The sequence below is a fragment of the Amycolatopsis sp. VC5-11 genome (genome assembly GCF_037034185.1).
Taxonomy (GTDB): domain Bacteria; phylum Actinomycetota; class Actinomycetes; order Mycobacteriales; family Pseudonocardiaceae; genus Amycolatopsis; species Amycolatopsis nivea.
Map to the genome: position 1 here is coordinate 260146 of NZ_JBAGKF010000007.1, position 18319 is coordinate 278464.

An 18319-nucleotide genomic window follows, 5' to 3' on the forward strand; every position below is an offset into this window, starting at 1 on the left:
CGGTCGCACCCTTCGGCGGATCAGTCGAACGAGAGCCGGCAGGCTGTCGCCGCGACCTGCGCCGGAACGTAGGCGCGGCGCAGGACCCAGTAGCAGTCCTCGAACGTGCCGGCGTCGCACGCGTCGTGCGCGAGCCAGGGCTCCACGTCGTATTCGCCCACCGCGTAGTCCATGCAGGCGCCGAAATCATCCGCCTTCACCGGCGAAACCGGTGCCGCCGACGCTGTCGCCGCCGACGCGGTGATCGCGCCCGCCGCGAGCACCGCCGCCGCTAGTGCCTTGCCGAACATTCCCGTACCTCCTGGTCCGCGCGACGTCGCTCGCGCCAGGCCAAGTCAACGAGACGGGCTCGCCGCGGCACCAGAGCAGCGCGGCGCGATCAGTCGGCGGCGCAGGCGCCGTCATTCGGGCGAGCGGCGCGGATGACTTTCCGTAGTTCGGCAATCACGGTGCGTTCCCTCGGCGGTGCGCGAGGGACACCCGGTCCCGAGACGGGGTCGTCTGGGCGGGGGCGGCTTTCGAGGTACGTGAGGGGAACCCTGAGGGAATCGGATTCCCTCAGGGTTCCCCTCACGTACTTAAGTCGCTGGCATGGGGGTCAGCGGAGGCCGAACCCGCCGTCCTGTCCGGGACGGCGCCGCCGCAGGTAGCGCTCGAACTCGGCGGCGATCTTGTCGCCCGAGACCTCTTCCATGGTGAAGTCGGTCTCGGCGTCGCCGCGTTCCTCGAGGCTGCGCACGTACTCGCTGATTTCCTCGTCCTCGTCGGCCATCTCGCTGACCGTCTGCTGCCATTCCTCGGCCTGCTCCGGCAGCGCGCCCAGCGGGATCTCGACGTCGAGGACGTCCTCCAGCTTGTGCAGCAGCGCCAGCGTGGCCTTCGGCGACGGCGGGTGCGAGACGTAGTGCGGGACCGCGGCCCAGATCGACACCGCCGGGATGCCCGCCTGCACGCAGTAGTCCTGGAGGATCCCGACGATCCCGGTCGGGCCCTGGTAGTTGTTCACCTCGAGCCGGTACTTGCTCGCGGTGTCCTTGTCGTAGGCCGACCCGGTGACCGGGACGGGGCGGGTGTGCGCGGTGTCGGCCAGCAGGGCGCCGAGCGCGACCACCATCGACACGTCCAGTTCCTGGACGTGCTCGACGATCTCCGCGCAGAACTTGCGCCAGCGCATGTTCGGCTCCGGGCCCTGCACCAGCACCAGGTCGCGGTCGAAGCCCTCGGGACGGCACACCGACAACCGGGTGGTCGGCCATTCGACCCGCCGGGTGATGCCGTCGACCATCTTCACCGTGGGGCGGCTGACCTGGAAGTCGTAGTAGTCGTCCGGCTCGATCTCGGCCAGCGGCGTCGCGTCCCAGGAAAGCTGGAGGTGTTCGATCGCCTGGCTGGCCGCGTCGCCCGCGTCGTTCCAGCCCTCGAAGGCCAGGATCATGATCGGGCGCGGGGCATCGGCGCGGTCCTGCTCCGGGTCGCCGGGCCGCGGGGTGTCGTCGACAGGCTCACTCACCTGACCAGCCTACGGCCTCGGCCACCTACGCTGCGCAGTGTGTCCGGCCCCGCGTGTCACGGAACGGGTGTGGCCCCGCTCACGGCGGCCCGCGTGGGACGCTGGAGGGGAGCGCGCCCCGCCGGGGCGCCGCACCGGACAAGGAGAAACTGTGACTGCACCGTCCTCTTCGGACGGATTGGCGGCTGTCCTCTGGGACATGGACGGCACCCTCGTCGATTCCGAGAAACTGTGGGACGTCGCGCTGTACGAGGCCGCCGAGGCGCTCGGCGGCACGCTGTCGGAGGAAGTCCGGATGACCCTCGTGGGGTCCAACATGGACGCCACCGCCACCGTGCTGCTGGAGCAGACCGGCCGCCCGGTCACCCCGGAAGCGGTCGCGGAAACGGGGGAGTGGATCCGCCGCCGCACCGCCGGGCTGTTCGACGACGCGCTGCCCTGGCGTCCGGGCGCGCGCGAGGCGCTGGCCGCGGTCCGCGCGGCCGGGCTCAAGTCCGCGCTGGTCACCTCCACCGAACGGGCGCTGACCGAGCTCGCGCTCGACACGATCGGGCGGGATTTCTTCGACGTCACGGTCTGCGGCGACGAGGTCGACGGCCAGAACAAACCCCTCCCGCGGCCGTACCTGAAGGCCGCCGAGTTGCTCGGCGTGGCGCCGGAGCGGTGCGTCGCGGTCGAGGACTCGCCGCCGGGCGCCGAATCGGCCGAAACCGCTGGCTGCACGGTGCTCGTCGTGCCCAACGACGTCGACGTCCCGGACGGTCCGCGCCGGGTGTTCCGCACGTCGCTGGCCGGCGTCGGCGTGCCCGAACTGGCCGCGCTGCTGCCTCAGCTGTGACCTCGGCGGCTTCCGGGTCACCCGGAGCGGCGCGGACGAGCGCGGGATGAAAGGATTCGGCCCCGTGAAGACCTTCGATGAGCTGTTCGCGGAGCTTGCCGAGCGCGCGCGTACCCGTCCCGACGGGTCCGGCACCGTCGCCGCACTGGACGCCGGGGTGCACGCACAGGGCAAGAAGGTGCTCGAAGAGGCGGGCGAGGTGTGGATCGCCGCCGAGCACGAGTCCGACGACCGGCTGTCGGAAGAGATCTCGCAGCTGCTGTACCGGGTGCAGGTGCTCATGCTCGGCCGGGGAATCTCGACCGAGGACGTGTACCGCTACCTGTGACGCGCTCGCGCACCGGATACCGAGGAGAGACCGAAATGCTGCGTGTTGCCGTGCCGAACAAGGGAGCCCTCGCCGCCGCTTCGGCGGAGATGCTTTCCGAGGCGGGCTACCGCAAGCGACATGACGGCAAGGACCTGACCGTCCTCGACCCGGTCAACGAGGTCGAGTTCTTCTTCCTCCGCCCGAAGGACATCGCCATCTACGTCGGTTCCGGCGAGCTCGACCTCGGCATCACCGGCCGCGACCTCGCGCTCGATTCGGGCGCGCCGGTCGAGGAGGTGCTCGCGCTCGGGTTCGGCGCCTCGACCTTCCGCTACGCCGCTCCCGCCGGACGGGACTGGAAACCGGCCGACCTGCACGGAAAGCGGCTCGCGACGTCGTACCCGCGGCTGGTCCGCGACGACCTCGCCCGCCACGGCGTCGAGGCCGAGGTCATCCGGCTCGACGGCGCCGTGGAGATCTCGATCCAGCTCGGGGTCGCGGACGCGATCGCGGACGTGGTCGAGTCCGGGCGGTCGCTGCGGCAGCACAATCTCGTGGCGTTCGGGGAGCCGATCTGCGCGTCCGAGGCGGTCTTGCTGCAGCGGGCCGGGAGCGAAGGATCCCGGGCGAAGTCGCAGCTGGCGGCCCGGCTGCAGGGCGTCGTTTTCGCGCAGCACTACATGATGCTCGACTACGACTGCCCGCGGGACATCCTCGACCAGGCCATTTCGATCACGCCGGGACTGGAGTCGCCGACGGTCGCGCCGCTGGCGGACGAGAAGTGGGTCGCGGTGCGGGCGATGGTGCCGCGCAAGGAAGTCAACCGGATCATGGACGAGCTGGCCGAAACCGGCGCGAAAGCCGTGCTGGCGTCCGACATCCGGTCCTGCAGACTCTGATTGCGTCGGCTCCGCCGCCGCGGCGGGATCGCCTTCAAGTCGGCGTTGGGGCGAAGCGGCATGAGGGGCCTGGCGGCCTGTCACGCCGCTCCACCCCAACGCCGACGCGATCCCGCGTTGTTGTTGAGTCCGAAGTGGACGATGTTTAACGAGGACGGTTCGGGCGCTTCGGCATCAGGTCGTACAGCCTCTTGCGCGCGCCGTTGTCGTTGACGTTGCGGGCGACGGCGACCTCGGAGATGAAGTCCTCGAAGACGAACTCGTCGTCAGCGGGAACCTCGGTGGGGCCCGGGTTTTGCGCCAGGTAGCTGTCCAAGGTCTCGGCGATTTCCCGGAAAGACACCGCTTGGATGGTTTCCGGGGCGAACGTCGTGACCGGGACGCCGTGCGCCGCGGCCTCGTTCATCACGACGCCCAGCGGGACGTGCGAGAGCATGGGGACGCCGAAGGAGTACATCTCCTGGAGCGCGGCCGCGGCGTAGTGCGAGATCGGGCGGCGGTACAGGCCCGGCACGATGCCGAACCACGAGATCGGGGCGCGGCCGGTGGTCTGCTCGACGTAGCGGACCTGTTCCGACAGCAGGCGCAGCGCCCGGATGCTCGTCTTGTCCGGCTGGACCGGCACCAGGATCCCGTGCGACGCCGCCAGCGCGTTGTTCGTCAGCACGTCCTGGGCGGGCGGGCAGTCGATGATCACGTGGTCGTAGTGCGCGAACTGGATCACCCGCGCCAGCTGCCAGCCGGGCACCCGGAACTGGTCCAGCCTGCGGATCAGGTCGAACATCCCCGGCGACGTCGGGATCACGTCGAACGCGCCGCCGCGGCCCAGGTTGCTGCGCGGGTGCGGCACCGCCAGCTGCTCGATCGGGCCCTTCCACAGCTTGGTCAGCGCCTTCGCCAGGCTCGGCGCGTCCGCCGGGACCTCGTCCATGCCGAGCATCTCGGTCGTCGCGTGCCCCTGCGGGTCGAGGTCGACGAGCAGCACCCGCCTGCCGCGTTCGGCGAGGGCCGCCGCCGCGCCCACGCTCAGCGAGGTTTTGCCCACCCCGCCCTTCTGGTTGACCACCGAGGTGATCTGCATGCCGGAGCGCTCCCTTGTCGGTCGTTCCGCGAAGGCTATCGGACTTGCCCGCCGCGGCGCGCTCATCCGCCCCCGGCCTGTCGCGGACGCACCAGCAAAGCCTGCGCGCCGGTGCCGACCGGACCGGAACGATCGTGCAGCGTACTGCTCGCGGTGCCGATCCCGTGCGGCCCGACCAGCGTGACCGCGTCCAGCCCGATCCACTCGCCTTCGGGGATCCGGCGCAGGTGCACGGTGAGTTCCGAGTTGATGAACCACCACTTCGCGGCCGGCAGGAAATGCGACACCCCGTTGCCGGAGTCGGCGATGGCGAACAGCCGCTGCAGCCCCGTCGGCTCCTCGCCGTCGACCAGCGGATACCGCTGCCGCGCCCACACCGCCGCCGGGCCGGGTGCGGAGATCGAGCCGCGCACCGCCCGCCATTCGATCGCGTGCAGGTAGCCGCCCTCCCAGTCGTCCGGGAAAGCCGCCTCGCTGCCCGCGTCGGCCGCGGGCAGCAGCGGACCGCCGTCGGTGGCGATCTCGGCGGTGTCGGACGTCGCGATCCGCCATCCCGACGCCCGCGCGACCGTCCGGCCGTTCGCGGACAGCTCGGACTGGACCAATTCGACCGTCCGGCCCGGCCGTTCGACCCACGACCGCTGCTCCAGTTCGCCCACCGGAGCCGGACCGAGGATTTCCACCGTGACCCGGGCCAGCTGCGCCGGATGCGGCGACTCCAGCCGCTCGAGCCCGCGCACCAGCAGCGCCGACGGCGGGCCGAAATGCTGCGCGCCGGGACTCCACGGGCCGGTGGTGTGCTCAGTCGCCTCGTACCGCTCGCCGCCGAGCGGGAGGAAGAACGCGTCGCCCATCAGTCGGCCCGGTCCAATACCGTCTCCTCGCCCGGATCCGGCTCCGGCCAGCCCGGATACTCCGGCGGCGTCCCGCCGAACTCCGGGCAATGCGCCTGATGGTCGCACCACGAGCACAGCCTGCCCTTGTTCGGCCGGAAATCGCCGGTCTTGCCCGCCTTCAGGATCGCCTGCCAGATCGCTTCCAGCGTGCGCTCGAACCGGACGAGCTCGGCCTCGTCCGGCGTGTAGGCCAGCGACTGGCCGTCGGTCAGGTACATCAGCTTCAGCTGCCGCGGGACGACCCCGCGCAACCGCCACAGCACCAGCGCGTAGAACTTCATCTGGAAGAGTGCTTTGGCCTCGCCGATTTCCCGAGGAGCGGCCCCGGTTTTGTAGTCCACGACCCGGATCTCGCCGGTCGGCGCGACGTCCACCCGGTCGATGTACCCGCGCAGCAGCACCCCCGAACCCAGCTCGATCTCCACGTGCAGCTCGCACGCCTCCGGCTCCAGCCTGCGCGGATCCTCCAGCTCGAAATACGAATCAAGCAGCTTTTCGGCCGAGGCCAGCCACTTGTCGGTCTCCCCGGGTTCGCCGTCCGCGAACAGCTCCGTCCACTCCGGACTGTCGCTGGACAGCTCCGTCCAAGTCGGCGCGAGCAGCTCCTTCGCCCGCGGCGCGACGCGTTCGGCGGCGGGCAGCGCGAAAAGCCGCTCCAGGACCGCGTGGACGAGCGTGCCGCGCAGCTGCGCCCGGGTGGGCACCTCCGGCAGCCGATCGACCGCGCGGAACCGGTAGAGCAGCGGGCACTGCTTGAAGTCGCTCGCCCGGGACGGCGACAACGCGGGCCGCCTGCGGGCAGGCGCGTCGGAACCGGGAGGGGTGGTGACCGTAGCGGTGTCGGACATGGGGCAGAGCGTAACCCCGGGCACCGACAATTGTGTCTGCGCAGTGTCTGATGGCGCCGACTTCGTCGTCGCGGGCGGGATCGCCTTCAAGTCGGCGTGCCGAGGAGCAGCGCGCCCGGCCCGGGGGGCCGTGCACGCTGCTCCTCGGCACGCCGACGCGATCCCGCGTGGGGGCTGGGTCGGGAGTGAGGGCTCGGGGGTGGCTGGGTTTTGGTGGCTGGGTTGGGGGGTGTTGTCGCTAGGGTCGGGGTGGTGGGGAAGGTGGGCGGGGTGACGCCGCAGGGGGCGGGGTGGTTGCCGGGCGGGTATCGGATGGGGAGGCATTCCCATGCGAGCGGGCAGCTGGTTTACGCGGCCAGCGGGGTGTTCGCCACCACCACCGAGTTCGGGACCTGGGTCGCGCCCGCGGATCGCGTTACGTGGACTCCGCCGGGGTTCGAGCATTCCCACCGGTTCTACGGGCGCACGGACGCGCGGATTCTCGCTGTTCCCGCTGAGGAGTGCGGGGCGTTGGCTCGGCAGCCTTGCGTGTTCGCGGTGTCGCCCTTGCTGCGGGCGGGCATTTTGGCGTTGACCGGCGAGAAGGAGCGGTCGGCCGAGGCGGTGCGGCGGGTTCGGGCGGTGGTGCTCGACGAGCTGGGGGAGGTTCCGGGGGAGTCGTTGCATCTCCCGGAACCGCGCGACGACCGGTTGCGGGCCGTCACCGAGATGCTGCACGAGGACCCGGGGCGGGGCGAGACGCTGGCTGAGCTGGGGCGCGTCGCGGGGGCCAGCGAACGCACGCTCAGCCGGTTGTTCCATGCCGATCTCGGCATGAGTTTTCAGCGGTGGCGCACGGTGTTGCGGATCCACCACGCGTTGTTCCAGCTCACCGGGGGCGCATCGGTGACCGACACGGCGATCGCCTGCGGATGGTCGAATCCGTCGGCGTTCATCGGGGCGTTCACGGCGCTGGTCGGGCAGACGCCGGGGCGGTACCAGGCCGGATTGCGCGACCGCGGCGAGTAGCGGGAGCAAGTTGGCGGGTTTTCGTTACCGGGCGCCCGATGCTCGGTGGCCGCCGGTCCGCGGCCGGGAAGAGAGTGGTGATCATCCAGTTCACCAGCACTCTTTCGGGGAATGAAACATGGCACAGGCAAACGGGAAAACCACCGTGGTCGTCGTGGGCGGCGGGGTGGCCGGGCTCGCGCTCGGCACGTTCCTCCTCCGCAGCGGGATCCCTTGCACGGTCTTGGAAAAGAACAGCCGCGAGCACGTCGAACAGCGGCAGAGAGCCGGTTCTCTCGACGGCCGCGGCGTGCGGATGCTGCACGAATGGGGAGTCGGCGAGGCCGTCGAGGGCCACGGCGACGAGCGGTCCGACGCCGTCCTGCCGCTGATCCTCCACGGCGACAAGCGCACCTGGCGGATGGACACCGGCGAGGACGGCGCGGGCGCGTTCATCCCGCAGCAAGTGCTCGTCCGGAACCTCATCCGGATCTTCCTCCGCGACGGCGGCGACCTCCGGTTCGAGGCGGAGGACATCGAACTGGACGGACTCGACACCGAGCAGCCCCGGGTGCGCTACCGGGACAGCGAGGGCACTCACACGATCGACTGTGCGTTCGTCGCCGGGGCCGACGGCTTCCACGGCGTCAGCCGGACGGCGATCCCGGAGGGAGTTCTCGCCTGCCAGAGCCACGAGTTCGGGTACGCCTGGCTGAGCGTCCTGGCGGAAGTGCCCGCTGATCCGTCGGCGGTGATGGCAGTGCACTCCCGGGGCTTCGCCGCGCAGATCACCCGCGGGCCGAACGCGAGCCGGATCTATCTGCAGTGTCCGCTCGACGACACTGTCGGCGACTGGCCGGACGAGCGGGTCTGGGACGAACTCGGCGCCAGGTTCGCCGCGCCGGTGCCGCGCGGGCCGATCGCGACGAAGCAGGTGGTGCCGCTGCGCGGGGTCGTGTTCAGCCCGATGCGCTACGGCAGGCTGTGCCTTCTCGGAGACGCGGCGCACCTGATTTCGCCGATGAGCGCCGAGGGGATGAGCCTCGCGCTGCACGACGCGGAGGTGCTCGCGCACGCGCTCGTCCATCAGGTGGAGAAGGACGATCCGAGTTTGCTGGAGAGCTACTCCGACACCTGTCTGGCGCACGTCTGGGAACGGCAGGCGTCGGCGGTCTGGATGACCGACGCGATGCACGACTCCGGCGACGCCTCCTACCGCGGAGAGTTCCGGAAGCAGGTCGCGCTCGCGAATCTGGAGAACCTCGTCCAGCCGCGCTCCGCCTGACCCGGGCTGGGTCCGTGAAGGGCTCCTTGCCGGAACCAGATTCCCGGAACGAGCCCTTCACGGAACTTCGCGGACCGGCCGGGGCGAGACCGACACCACCCGTCCGGGGAGACCGGGTCACCGGCTTCCCACACCCGGCCCCCTACTCTGTCCGGCATGGCCGCGACCAGTCAGCACGGCGCCGGGCCCGCCCGGCGCGCCGGCGGGGACGGCGGACTGCTGCTGTTCCGGGTCGGCGGGGTGCCCGTTTTGCTCGCCCCGTCGTGGTGGATCGGCTCGCTGATCATCGTGGTGCTCTACGCGCCGCTGGTCGGGCGGTTCCTGCCGGACGTTTCGACGCCGACCGCGTGGCTGCTCGCCGCCGCGTTCGCCGTGCTGCTGGGGCTTTCCGTGCTCGCGCACGAACTCGGGCACTGCCTCGTCGCGCTGCGGCTCGGGATCCCGGTACGGCGGCTGCGGCTTTTCCTTCTCGGCGGACTGTCCGAAGTGGCCCGTACGCCGCGACGGCCGGGCCAGGAAGGGCTCGTCGCCGCGGCGGGGCCCGCGGTTTCGCTGGTGCTGGGCGGGTTCTGTTCGCTGCTGCTGTTCGCGGTTCCGCCGGACGGCGCGGTGTGGCTGCTCGTGGCGGAGTGCGCGGTGGCCAACTTCGCGGTCGGCTTCTTCAACCTGCTGCCGGGATTGCCGCTGGACGGCGGACGGCTCGTGCGCGCCGGGGTCTGGGCGATGACCGGGTTGCGGGCCAAGGGGACAAGGGCCGCGGTCGCGGGCGGCGCGCTCGTCGCCACGGGGCTGATCGTCTGGGCGCTGCTCGGGCTGGCGATGCAGAGCCCGGACCGCTGGCTGCGGCTCGGCGTGTGCGTCGTGACGGCGTGGTTCGTGATCCTCGGCGCGCGCTCCGAACTGGCGGCGGAAGCCCGCCGCGGCTGGCCCGCCGGGCTGGAACTGTCCGATTTGGTGCGTCCGGTCTTGCAGCTGCCCGCGGAAAGCCCGGTGTCCGACGCTTTGGCGGCCTCGGCGGGACGCGGCGTCGTGCTGGTGCGCGCGGACGGCGTCGCGGCGGGACTGCTGGACGAGCAAGCCGCGCAACAGCTGGCGAGCGTCAGCCCGCACGCGCCCGCCGAGCAAGCGGCCGAGCCGATCCGGGCGGAGACGGTGCTGCTGGCGTCGGAGCCGGGGGAGGAGATCGCCGAGCGCGTGCGCGAGACGCCCGCCTGGCAGTTCCTCGTGGTCGACGACGAAGGCCGTCCCGCGGGCGTGTTGCGCCGCGAAGACCTGCGGACCGCGCTGATGCAGGGCCGGCGCGCCCAGTGAGGGGCACCCGCGCACGACGGGCGCGGGACGACCTGCGAGGATTCGACGTCGGCGTTCCGGGTTTTGCAGTGGAGGAAGAAGTTGTCGGTCAGCGGACCGTTTCGTGCAGGTGACCGGGTTCAGCTGACGGACTCGAAGGGCAGGCACTACACCCTCACGCTCGCCGACGGCGGCGAGTACCACACGCATCGCGGCGCCCTCGCGCACGACGACCTCATCGGCCGTCCCGAGGGCAGCGTGGTCACTTCGGCGGGCGGCAGCACGTATCTCGCGCTGCGGCCGTTGCTGCCGGACTACGTGCTGTCGATGCCGCGCGGCGCGCAGGTGATCTATCCCAAGGACGCCGCGCAGATCGTGATGTGGGGCGACATCTTCCCGGGCGCCCGCGTCCTGGAAGCCGGCGCCGGTTCCGGCGCGCTCACCTGCTCGCTGCTGCGCGCGGTCGGTCCGGCGGGACAGGTGTTCTCCTACGAGATCCGCGACGACCACGCGGAGCACGCCGAGCGCAACGTCGTGAAGTTCTTCGGCGAGAAGCCGGACAACTGGACGCTCACCGTCGCGGATCTGGCCACGCACACCGGCGAGGTCGACCGGGTCGTGCTGGACATGCTCGCCCCGTGGGACCAGTTGCCGAACGTCGCCGCGCACCTGGTGCCCGGCGGAGTGCTGACCGTCTACGTCGCGACTGTCACGCAGCTGTCGCGCGTCACGGAATCGCTGCGGGAACAGCAGTGCTGGACCGAGCCGGAGTCGTGGGAGACGCTGATGCGGCCGTGGCACGTCGTCGGTCTCGCGGTGCGGCCCGACCACCGGATGGTCGCGCACACCGCTTTCCTGCTCACTGCGCGTCGGCTGGCGGACGGCACAGTGTCGCCGCGCGTTTCACGACGGCCCAGCAAGGGCAAAGGCTAACCAGGGACGCACCATCGACCGTTCTCGCGGCGCAGCGGGAACGGGGTTTCCCTGTGCCCGCCGGTGCCTTCGACCCGGACGGTCACCGTCGCGTCGTCGCCCGCGATCGCCGGTTGTCCAACCAGTGAGACGCGAAGCGGGCCCGCCGCGTCCCATTTGGCTTGGAGTTCCTTCAGCGCCGCAGCAGTTTGCGGTTTGCAAGTGAGAGTGCCGAATTCGGCGGAGTCGGCGCGCGTGATGGCGTCGACGAGGGTGCGCGCGAGCGTCGCTATCGCGGCCTGATCCGCCGCGGGCGCGGGAGCCGAGGACGCGCTGCTTCGCGACGGAGGCGGGGGAGCGGGCGGTTCCGGGACGGTGCGGGCGGGCCCCGGCAGGCCGATCGAGACCAAGCCGAGGACGCCGCCCGCGACAACGACTGCGAGCAGGCCGAGTGCCGTGCCGAGCCGGCGTCTCACCTAGTGGTCCGTGCTGACCTTCCCGAGGCACCAGGCCCCGCCCTGGCGCAGGGCGGTGAGGGTGCCGTCGGCGGTCTTGGTGGACGTGGTGACGTGGTACTTCACCGTCGCCTGGTCGCCGTTCTCCTGCGGGCTGCCGGTCAGTTCGAAGTGGATGCCCGAGGGCATCTTCTCGCTTCCCGGCTTCTGGCCCTTGGTGAGGCTGGTGCACAGCATCGAGAACAGCCCCTCGGTGTCGGAGCTGTTGTACGCCTCGGACGCGGCCTCGAACAGCTCGCCCGAGGTCGGCTTCGCACCGGCCGCCGCCGGGTAGTCGCCGCTGCCCGAACCCGACGACGAGGTCGACGGGGACGACGACGAACTCCCGCTCGGCCCGCTGGACTGGGGACCCGCTGCCGGGGCCGAGGACGACGCGGGCGGGGCGGCCGTCTTGTCGTCCTTCTTGCTGTCCCCGGTCAGCCAGATGACCAGGCCGGTCGCGCCGCCGAGGACAACCACCGCGGCGACCGCGATGCCGACGATCAGGCCGGTCTTCTTCTTTTTCGGCGGCTCCTCGCCGTACCCGCCGAACTGCCCGCCCGGCTGCTGCCCGAACGGCCCGCCCGGCTGACCCGGCCCGCCCGGCTGGCCCGGCTGCCCGAACTGGCCGGGCTGCTGTCCGAACTGCCCGAATTGGTCCGGCTGCTGCCCGTACTGCTGGGCGCCGCCCTGCTGCGGGTATCCGCCCTGGTAGGGGCCGCCCTGGCCGGGCGTGCCGGGGCCGGGCGCGGCCGGGAACCCGCCGGACTGCGGCTGCTGTCCGCCCTGGTTCCATCCGCCCTGCTGAGGCTGCCCGTACTGCGGCTGGCCGCCGGGCTGGCCCCCGTACGGGTTCGGCTGCTGTCCGCCCTGGTCCCAGCCGCCGGGCTGCTGCGGCGGATAAGTCATCTCGGTTCCCCCTGCCGTGCTCGCGAAAGTGCGGGCCGCGTGCGGAGCGCGGCCACCCGGGGATGCTAGCCAGCCGCGCGCCTTTCCGCGCAGCCAACCCGCGACTCGGGTTTGCCGCGGGTACCCGGCGGGGCATCCGTAGCGCGTTCAGTTCCGCGTTGCGGAAACCCGCGCGGAGCGGATTCCCGTCCGCGGCACCGAAACGGCCGCTTGCGCTGCGCTCGCGGCCGTGCTTCGCCGGAAGAAAAAGCGCGACGCGCCGGTCTTGTGATGCGGAAAGGCCTTTTCTTGTCGGTGATCGCCGGTACCGTGGAATGAAAAGCACTCCGAGGAGGTGCCCGATGCATCATGACCTTCCCGGAGGTCGGCGCGAGGAGGCCGACCCTTCAGCAACCGGCGGAGCAGGGCAGACACCAGAGGAACAAGCCCGGCAGATCCGTTTTCTCGAGGAAGAAGTGGCGCTGCTGCGCCGCAGGCTCACCGATTCCCCGCGACAGAACCGCGTTCTCGAACAACGTCTCGCCGAGGCGTCGGAACGGGTGAGCCAGCTCACCGAGCGGAACACGAAACTCGTCGAAACCCTGCGCGAAGCGCGGGGTCAGCTGCTCGCCCTCCGCGAAGAGGTCGACCGGCTGGCCCAGCCGCCGAGCGGTTACGGGGTGTTCGTCGAGGCCTACGAGGACAACACGGTGGACGTCTACACCGCGGGGCGCAAGATGCGCGTCTCGGTGTCGCCCGCGGTGGAGGTCTCGTCGCTGCGGCGCGGGCAGGCGTTGCGGCTCAACGAGGCGCTCACCGTCGTCGAAGGCGGCGATTTCGAGCGCACCGGCGAGGTGTGCGCGCTGCGCGAAGTGCTCGCACCGGACGTCGAGGGCGGCGCCACGCGCGCTCTCGTGGTCGGCCACGCGGACGAGGAGCGGGTCGTCCTGCTGTCCGGTCCGCTCTCCGAGCAGCCGCTCAAACCGGGCGACTCGCTCCTGGTGGACTCCAAGGCCGGCTACGCCTACGAACGGGTGCCGAAGGCGGAGGTCGAAGACCTCGTGCTGGAGGAGGTGCCGGACGTCCGCTACGAGGACATCGGCGGCCTGACCCGGCAGATCGAGCAGATCCGCGACGCCGTGGAGCTGCCGTTCCTGCACGCGGACCTCTACGAGCAGTACCAGCTGCGCCCGCCGAAGGGCGTCCTGCTCTACGGCCCGCCGGGCTGCGGGAAGACGCTCATCGCGAAGGCGGTGGCGAACTCCCTGGCCAAGAAGGTGGCCGAGGCTCGCGGGGACAACGCGGACGGCAAGTCCTACTTCCTCAACATCAAGGGTCCCGAGCTGCTGAACAAGTTCGTCGGCGAGACCGAGCGGTCGATCCGGCTGATCTTCCAGCGGGCGCGGGAAAAGGCCTCCGAGGGCACCCCGGTCATCGTGTTCTTCGACGAGATGGACTCGATCTTCCGCACCCGCGGCTCGGGCGTGTCCTCCGACGTGGAGACCACGATCGTGCCGCAGCTGCTGTCGGAGATCGACGGCGTCGAGGGGCTGGAGAACGTCATCGTCATCGGCGCCTCCAACCGCGAGGACATGATCGACCCGGCGATCCTGCGGCCGGGCCGGCTCGACGTGAAGATCAAGATCGAGCGTCCGGACGCCGAGGGCGCGAAGGACATCTTCTCGAAGTACCTGGCCGAGGGCCTCCCGATCCACGCCGACGACCTGGCGGAGTTCGGCGGGGACCAGAAGGCGACGTTCGACGCGATGATCCAGCACACCGTCGAGCGGATGTACGAGGAGAGCGACGAGAACCGGTTCCTGGAGGTCACCTACGCCAACGGGGACAAGGAAGTCCTGTACTTCCGCGACTTCAACTCGGGCGCGATGATCCAGAACATCGTGGACCGGGCGAAGAAGTCGGCGATCAAGTCGGTGCTGGAGACGAAGCAGCCCGGCCTGCGCGTGCAGCACCTGCTGGACGCGATCGTCGACGAGTTCGCGGAGAACGAGGACCTGCCCAACACCACCAACCCGGACGACTGGGCCCGGATCTCCGGCAAGAAGGGCGAGCGGATCGTCTACATCCGCACGCTCGTCACCGGCAAGAACCAGGAATCGGGGCGGGCGATCGACACCGCCACGAACACCGGTCAGTACCTGTAGGACAGCGCGAACGCCGCGGGGCCGCCGGATCTCTTCCGGCGGCCCCGCGGTGCGTCTCAGGCCCAATGGGGGTTTCGCAGGAGCTGTGGTGCGCGGCCGCATCGCGCCCATCGGCCAGGGACGGCTCCACGCACTGCGCTCGCGAGAGCTGGCACGCGCTGGCGAGGTCTGTGAAGGGCTCCTTGAGGGAATCTGATTCCCTCAAGGAGCCCTTCACAGACTTGAAGTTACTTTGGCGCGGGCCTCGGCCATTCCGTACGACGTGGGCAAACGCGCCCACAGCTGGCATGTGTCTCAGACCCGTTCCAGGACCGGTTGCCGCACCCGGGAAAGCCGTCCGTGCGAGGCCAGGATCCCGAGCACCACGAGCAGCGCTCCGACGGGTTCGTTCCAGTGCACCGGTTCGTCGAGGACCAGCACGCCGAGCAGAACCCCGACCACCGGAGTGAGGTAGGTCACAGCGGACGCGTTGGCGGCGCCCCAGGCGGTGGCGATGGCGGTGTTCCAGGTGTAGGCGACACCGGTGCCCAGCACGCCGAGCGCCAGCATGGACAGCACCACGGCGAGGTTCAGGTGCACCGGCTGCGCGGCGATCGCCGGCGTCGCGGCCAGCAGGATCACGGTGGCGAAACCGGTTTGCCCGAACGCGACCACGACCGGGTCGGGGTTGCGGGGCGACACGAACTTCCGCAGGTACACGAAAGCCAGGCCGTAGCACGTGGTCGCGCCGAGGCAGGCGAGCTGCGCGAGGACTTCGTGGCTGAGGTCGATGCCGCGCCAGACGCCGACCAGGGTGAGCACCCCGGCGAAGCCGATCAGCAACCCGGCGGTTTTCGGCCGGGTAAGCCGTTCCGCGGGCAGGGCGGCCGCGGCGAACAGCATGGTCAGCAGGGGAGTGGTGGCGTTGAAGATGCTGGCGAGCCCGGACGCCACGTACTGCTCGGCCCACGAGTACAGCAGGAACGGGCCCACGCAGAACAGCAGCGAAACCACCGCGAGATGCCCCCACAGCGCGGGATCGCGGGGGAGCGATCGCCTGCGCAGCACCAGGAACGCGCCGAGCGTCAACGCACCCAGCGCGACCCGCGCGAGCGCCACCTGAGCCGGCGAGAGCCCCTCCAGGCCCACTTTGATGAACAGGAAACTCGCGCCCCACACGACGGCGAGCGCGACGAACCGGGCGGCGATGCCGAACCTCACTGAACCTCCGAAACGACCAGCGGACTGCTCCGGCCAGTCAACGTGCGCGCCACGCCCGGAGTCCAGCAGGTTTCGGTCACTGTGCTCGACCTTGGTGTATAACGCCCTATACTGCGGCGCGTGAGCACAGACAACGCCCGCCCGCGCCCGCCGATCACCGAAGCCGACGTCCTGGCCTGGCTCGAGACGACCGCCGCCGCCGTCCAAGCGGGGGAGCTCAACGCCAACGACCTCATCGACCTCCTGGGGGAGCTGCGCCGCGCCTCCGCGGCCTGCGCCGACGCCTCCGACTGGGCCCTCCTCGCCGCCCGCGAAGAAGGAGCCAGCCTCCGCCAAATCGCCCCGGTCTTCGGCAAAGGCTACGTCCGCGCACCCGCCGCCCGCCTCGAAAAACTCCACCGCCAAGCCCAAAACGCCAGCCAATGGCTCGCCATCCTCCGGCACAAACAAAGTGTATAACGACCTATACATCTGGCGATCGGAAAACGTTCCACGTCGCCACGCCTAAGCTCGCGACACGACTTCCAAAACACAGCAACGACAAGGGGACCCGATGGACCGCATCGCGGTGGGGCTGGCCGCGCTCGGCCGTCCGGCATACATCAACCTGGGGCGGGACTTGCCCGAAGTGCGGGATGTGCCGTCGATGCGGGCCGCGACGCACGAGGTGCTCGACGCGGCGTACGCGGCGGGCGTCCGATGGGTCGACGTCGCGCGGTCTTACGGCCGTTCGGAGGAGTTCCTCGGCAGCTGGCTGGCCGAGCGCGGACACCAGGACGTCACGGTGTCCAGCAAGTGGGGCTACCGCTACGTCGGCGACTGGCGGCTCGACGCGGACGTCCACGAGGTCAAGGAACACACGCTGCCGCGGTTCCGCGAACAGTGGGCGCAGACGCGGGAACTCCTGGCCGGGCACGTGCACCTGTACCAGGTCCATTCGCTCACTGTGGACAGTCCACTTTTCACTGATCCGGCGCTGATCGACGCGCTGGCCGGGCTTTCCGGCGACGGCGTCGAGGTCGGCTTCTCAACATCCGGACCCGCGCAGGCGGACGTGGTGCGCCGGGCGTTCGAACTGGAATCGGCCGGGCAGCCGGTGTTCGCGTCGGTCCAGTCCACTTGGAACGTATTCGAGCCGTCGGTCGGCCCGGCGCTGGCGGAGGTGCACGCGGCCGGGAAACGGGTGCTGGTCAAGGAAACTCTCGCGAACGGACGGCTCGTCGCGGAAGCTCCCGAGACGTTGCGGCGGATCGCCGGGGAGCACGGCGTCGGCCCGGACGCGATCGCGGTGGCCGCGGTGCTCGGACAGGAGTGGGCTCCGATGGCGGTGCTGGGTCCGTCGAGTCCGGCACAGCTGGCGGCGAACCTCGCCGCCACGCGAGTGAGCCTCGGCGACGAGGACCGCGTTGCGCTGGGACAACTCGCGCAGGACGCGCGCGAGTACTGGGCGCATCGATCCCACCTCGGGTGGAGCTGAGCGATTGCATTACCCTCGGGGCCCAGCATGGCCCGGGGCGGACGGGCAACATTGAGCGCGGAGGGGCAACGTGCGTCGTCGGCAGGTGCCAGCAGTCGCTGTGCTGGTCGGGCTGGGCGCGCTGGCCGGGCTCGCCGGATGCGGCAACCGGCCCAACAATCTCGAGACCTATTACGACGATCCGGCCCCTTCGCCGGGCACGAGCGCTCCGGTCGCTCCGCCGGTGTCGCGGGCGGTCGATCCTCCGGTGGTTTCTTCTTCGGCGGCACCGGATCCGCGGCGCGCGGAGGCGGCGTTGCTGTCCGATTCGGACGTTGCCGAGGAGGGCGTGGCTCCGGGTGCGGGTCGCGTTTCGGGGTGTCTGAGCGGGTTGGCCGCGGGTGAGCGCAAGTCGGTGAGCTGGGTGTATCCGAGCGGTTCGGCGTTGACGCACGAGGTCACGGTGTACGCGGACCGTTCGGGCGAGGATGTCGTGGCGGGCTCGCATTGCGCGGGTGCGGAGGTGTCGTTGCCGCCGCAGCCGGGGATCACCGTGCAGCGGGCGTGGTGCGAGGGCTCGACGTGCGCGGTGTTGGTGGCGAAGGGGAATCTGGTGTCGGCGTTGAGCGTCGCGGCGAGCACGCCGGCGCGGGCGCAGGACGCGGCGAAGCGGTTGCTGCCGAAGATCGCGGCGAAGCTGACTGTTCAGCCGTAACGGCGGAACCATTCCTGGACGCCCGCGCGGCCGTCGGGGATGAAGGGCGGTTCGGGTTCGGCGGCGAAGACCCAGGAGCGGAGTTCGTCGAGCGGGATCCAGCGTCCTTCGACGATTTCCTCGGCTTGCAGTGTCACCGGGCCGTCCCAGCGGACTTCGAAGGCGAAGTTGTGGCAGCGGATCGAGCCGTCGTCGTAGATTTTGGTGAACAGCGGTTCCGGTTCCACTCCGTGGACGCCGAGTTCTTCGGCGAGTTCGCGGCGCGCGCAGTCGGCGGGGGTTTCGCCCGCGGCGACGACTCCGCCCGCCCAGCAGTCCCAGGTGGAGGGGAACGTGTCCTTGTCCGCGGTGCGGAGGTGCACGTAGACCGAGCGTCCGTCGCCCGATCGGACGAGGACGACGCCGGCGGCGTGCCAGAGCCCTTCGGCCCGGACCCGGGAGCGGAGCGCCTGGCCGGCCGGGCGGCCCGCGTCGTCATAGAGGGCAACGAGTTCGTCACTGCCTGGCATGGGGGCATCCTCGCACGCGTCGAACCCGTAGGGTGG

The 18319-nt window shown here is 70.5% G+C and carries 20 protein-coding genes; 11 read left to right on the forward strand and 9 right to left on the reverse strand.

Annotation, left to right across the window (positions count from 1 at the left end):
* Nucleotides 1-20: 20 nt before the first annotated feature.
* Both WA670_RS22865 and WA670_RS22870 read right to left on the reverse strand, forming a co-directional pair.
* Nucleotides 21-290 (reverse strand): hypothetical protein, encoded by a 270-nt coding sequence (locus WA670_RS22865; RefSeq protein ID WP_037806498.1) that lies wholly within the window; start codon nt 288-290, stop codon nt 21-23.
* A 308-nt stretch (nt 291-598) separates the two neighbouring features.
* The gene (locus WA670_RS22870; RefSeq protein WP_037806497.1) at nt 599-1510 is read right to left on the reverse strand and encodes a PAC2 family protein; all 912 of its coding nucleotides are present in this window, start codon (nt 1508-1510) and stop codon (nt 599-601) included.
* A gap of 151 nt (nt 1511-1661) precedes the next feature.
* On the opposite strand from WA670_RS22870, the gene WA670_RS22875 reads away from it, so the two are divergent.
* From WA670_RS22875 to hisG, 3 genes are all read left to right on the forward strand, one after another.
* Nucleotides 1662-2348, forward strand: coding sequence for an HAD family hydrolase (locus WA670_RS22875; RefSeq protein ID WP_268744696.1), 687 nt, complete (start codon nt 1662-1664; stop codon nt 2346-2348).
* A 64-nt stretch (nt 2349-2412) separates the two neighbouring features.
* Nucleotides 2413-2676 (forward strand): phosphoribosyl-ATP diphosphatase, encoded by a 264-nt coding sequence (locus tag WA670_RS22880; protein WP_027927607.1) that lies wholly within the window; start codon nt 2413-2415, stop codon nt 2674-2676.
* 35 nt (nt 2677-2711) lie between these two features.
* Complete coding sequence (gene hisG, locus WA670_RS22885; protein WP_037806495.1) at nt 2712-3557, forward strand: ATP phosphoribosyltransferase; 846 nt, start codon at nt 2712-2714, stop codon at nt 3555-3557.
* Nucleotides 3558-3702: 145 nt separating this feature from the next.
* Here the strand turns inward: hisG and WA670_RS22890 are convergent, their stop codons facing one another.
* The 3 genes from WA670_RS22890 to WA670_RS22900 form a co-directional block, all read right to left on the reverse strand.
* Nucleotides 3703-4638 (reverse strand): ParA family protein, encoded by a 936-nt coding sequence (locus tag WA670_RS22890; protein WP_037806492.1) that lies wholly within the window; start codon nt 4636-4638, stop codon nt 3703-3705.
* 62 nt (nt 4639-4700) lie between these two features.
* Entirely contained in the window at nt 4701-5492 is a 792-nt protein-coding gene (locus tag WA670_RS22895) for a thioesterase family protein (RefSeq protein ID WP_037806490.1), read from the reverse strand.
* Complete coding sequence (locus tag WA670_RS22900; protein ID WP_037806489.1) at nt 5492-6382, reverse strand: RecB family exonuclease; 891 nt, start codon at nt 6380-6382, stop codon at nt 5492-5494. The genes WA670_RS22895 and WA670_RS22900 overlap by 1 nt, the downstream gene beginning before the upstream one ends.
* Before the next feature lie 312 nt (nt 6383-6694).
* Between WA670_RS22900 and WA670_RS22905 the strand changes: the two genes are divergently transcribed.
* The 4 genes from WA670_RS22905 (at nt 6695) to WA670_RS22920 (ending at nt 10877) form a co-directional block, all read left to right on the forward strand.
* Nucleotides 6695-7390: an AraC family transcriptional regulator gene (locus WA670_RS22905; protein ID WP_078870227.1), complete on the forward strand. Its 696-nt coding sequence runs from the start codon at nt 6695-6697 to the stop codon at nt 7388-7390.
* A 118-nt stretch (nt 7391-7508) separates the two neighbouring features.
* Nucleotides 7509-8654, forward strand: a complete 1146-nt coding sequence (locus WA670_RS22910) for a 4-hydroxybenzoate 3-monooxygenase (RefSeq protein WP_336158793.1) — start codon at nt 7509-7511, stop codon at nt 8652-8654.
* Nucleotides 8655-8810: 156 nt separating this feature from the next.
* Nucleotides 8811-9965, forward strand: coding sequence for a M50 family metallopeptidase (locus tag WA670_RS22915; RefSeq protein WP_051171941.1), 1155 nt, complete (start codon nt 8811-8813; stop codon nt 9963-9965).
* Between the two features lie 81 nt (nt 9966-10046).
* A complete protein-coding gene (locus tag WA670_RS22920; RefSeq protein ID WP_037806487.1) occupies nt 10047-10877 on the forward strand; it encodes a tRNA (adenine-N1)-methyltransferase in 831 nt (276 codons plus the stop codon).
* Here the strand turns inward: WA670_RS22920 and WA670_RS22925 are convergent.
* Nucleotides 10874-11332 (reverse strand): Rv0361 family membrane protein, encoded by a 459-nt coding sequence (locus WA670_RS22925; protein ID WP_336158794.1) that lies wholly within the window; start codon nt 11330-11332, stop codon nt 10874-10876. The genes WA670_RS22920 and WA670_RS22925 overlap by 4 nt on opposite strands.
* Nucleotides 11333-12259, reverse strand: a complete 927-nt coding sequence (locus WA670_RS22930) for a hypothetical protein (protein WP_336158795.1) — start codon at nt 12257-12259, stop codon at nt 11333-11335.
* A 341-nt stretch (nt 12260-12600) separates the two neighbouring features.
* Here WA670_RS22930 and arc point away from each other — a divergent pair, with 341 nt between their 5' ends.
* On the forward strand, nt 12601-14403 hold the full coding sequence (gene arc, locus WA670_RS22935) for a proteasome ATPase (protein ID WP_037806484.1): 1803 nt from the start codon (nt 12601-12603) through the stop codon (nt 14401-14403).
* 294 nt (nt 14404-14697) lie between these two features.
* Here arc and WA670_RS22940 read toward each other — a convergent pair whose 3' ends face one another.
* Nucleotides 14698-15603 carry a DMT family transporter gene (locus tag WA670_RS22940; RefSeq protein WP_336158796.1) on the reverse strand — a complete coding sequence of 302 codons (906 nt, stop codon included), beginning with the start codon at nt 15601-15603 and terminating at the stop codon, nt 14698-14700.
* A 120-nt stretch (nt 15604-15723) separates the two neighbouring features.
* On the opposite strand from WA670_RS22940, the gene WA670_RS22945 reads away from it, so the two are divergent.
* From WA670_RS22945 to WA670_RS22955, 3 genes are all read left to right on the forward strand, one after another.
* The gene (locus tag WA670_RS22945) at nt 15724-16062 is read left to right on the forward strand and encodes a hypothetical protein (RefSeq protein WP_134668472.1); all 339 of its coding nucleotides are present in this window, start codon (nt 15724-15726) and stop codon (nt 16060-16062) included.
* 94 nt (nt 16063-16156) lie between these two features.
* On the forward strand, nt 16157-17080 hold the full coding sequence (locus WA670_RS22950) for an aldo/keto reductase (RefSeq protein ID WP_134734409.1): 924 nt from the start codon (nt 16157-16159) through the stop codon (nt 17078-17080).
* Between the two features lie 70 nt (nt 17081-17150).
* Nucleotides 17151-17774 carry a hypothetical protein gene (locus tag WA670_RS22955; RefSeq protein ID WP_134734408.1) on the forward strand — a complete coding sequence of 208 codons (624 nt, stop codon included), beginning with the start codon at nt 17151-17153 and terminating at the stop codon, nt 17772-17774.
* On the opposite strand, the gene WA670_RS22960 is transcribed toward WA670_RS22955, so the two are convergent.
* A complete protein-coding gene (locus WA670_RS22960) occupies nt 17765-18283 on the reverse strand; it encodes an NUDIX hydrolase (RefSeq protein WP_134734407.1) in 519 nt (172 codons plus the stop codon). The genes WA670_RS22955 and WA670_RS22960 overlap by 10 nt on opposite strands.
* Nucleotides 18284-18319 lie beyond the last annotated feature (36 nt).

Bases quoted from the DNA above. Each gene is read 5' to 3' on its own strand.
- arc (WP_037806484.1), top strand. From the start codon at position 12,601: ATGCATCATGACCTTCCCGGAGGTCGGCGCGAGGAGGCCGACCCTTCA.
- WA670_RS22905 (WP_078870227.1), top strand. From the start codon at position 6,695: ATGGGGAGGCATTCCCATGCGAGCGGGCAGCTGGTTTACGCGGCCAGC.
- WA670_RS22900 (WP_037806489.1), bottom strand. From the start codon at position 6,382: ATGTCCGACACCGCTACGGTCACCACCCCTCCCGGTTCCGACGCGCCT.
- WA670_RS22950 (WP_134734409.1), top strand. From the start codon at position 16,157: ATGGACCGCATCGCGGTGGGGCTGGCCGCGCTCGGCCGTCCGGCATAC.
- WA670_RS22895 (WP_037806490.1), bottom strand. From the start codon at position 5,492: ATGGGCGACGCGTTCTTCCTCCCGCTCGGCGGCGAGCGGTACGAGGCG.
- WA670_RS22930 (WP_336158795.1), bottom strand. From the start codon at position 12,259: ATGACTTATCCGCCGCAGCAGCCCGGCGGCTGGGACCAGGGCGGACAG.
- hisG (WP_037806495.1), top strand. From the start codon at position 2,712: ATGCTGCGTGTTGCCGTGCCGAACAAGGGAGCCCTCGCCGCCGCTTCG.
- WA670_RS22865 (WP_037806498.1), bottom strand. From the start codon at position 290: ATGTTCGGCAAGGCACTAGCGGCGGCGGTGCTCGCGGCGGGCGCGATC.
- WA670_RS22915 (WP_051171941.1), top strand. From the start codon at position 8,811: ATGGCCGCGACCAGTCAGCACGGCGCCGGGCCCGCCCGGCGCGCCGGC.
- WA670_RS22960 (WP_134734407.1), bottom strand. From the start codon at position 18,283: ATGCCAGGCAGTGACGAACTCGTTGCCCTCTATGACGACGCGGGCCGC.
- WA670_RS22910 (WP_336158793.1), top strand. From the start codon at position 7,509: ATGGCACAGGCAAACGGGAAAACCACCGTGGTCGTCGTGGGCGGCGGG.
- WA670_RS22890 (WP_037806492.1), bottom strand. From the start codon at position 4,638: ATGCAGATCACCTCGGTGGTCAACCAGAAGGGCGGGGTGGGCAAAACC.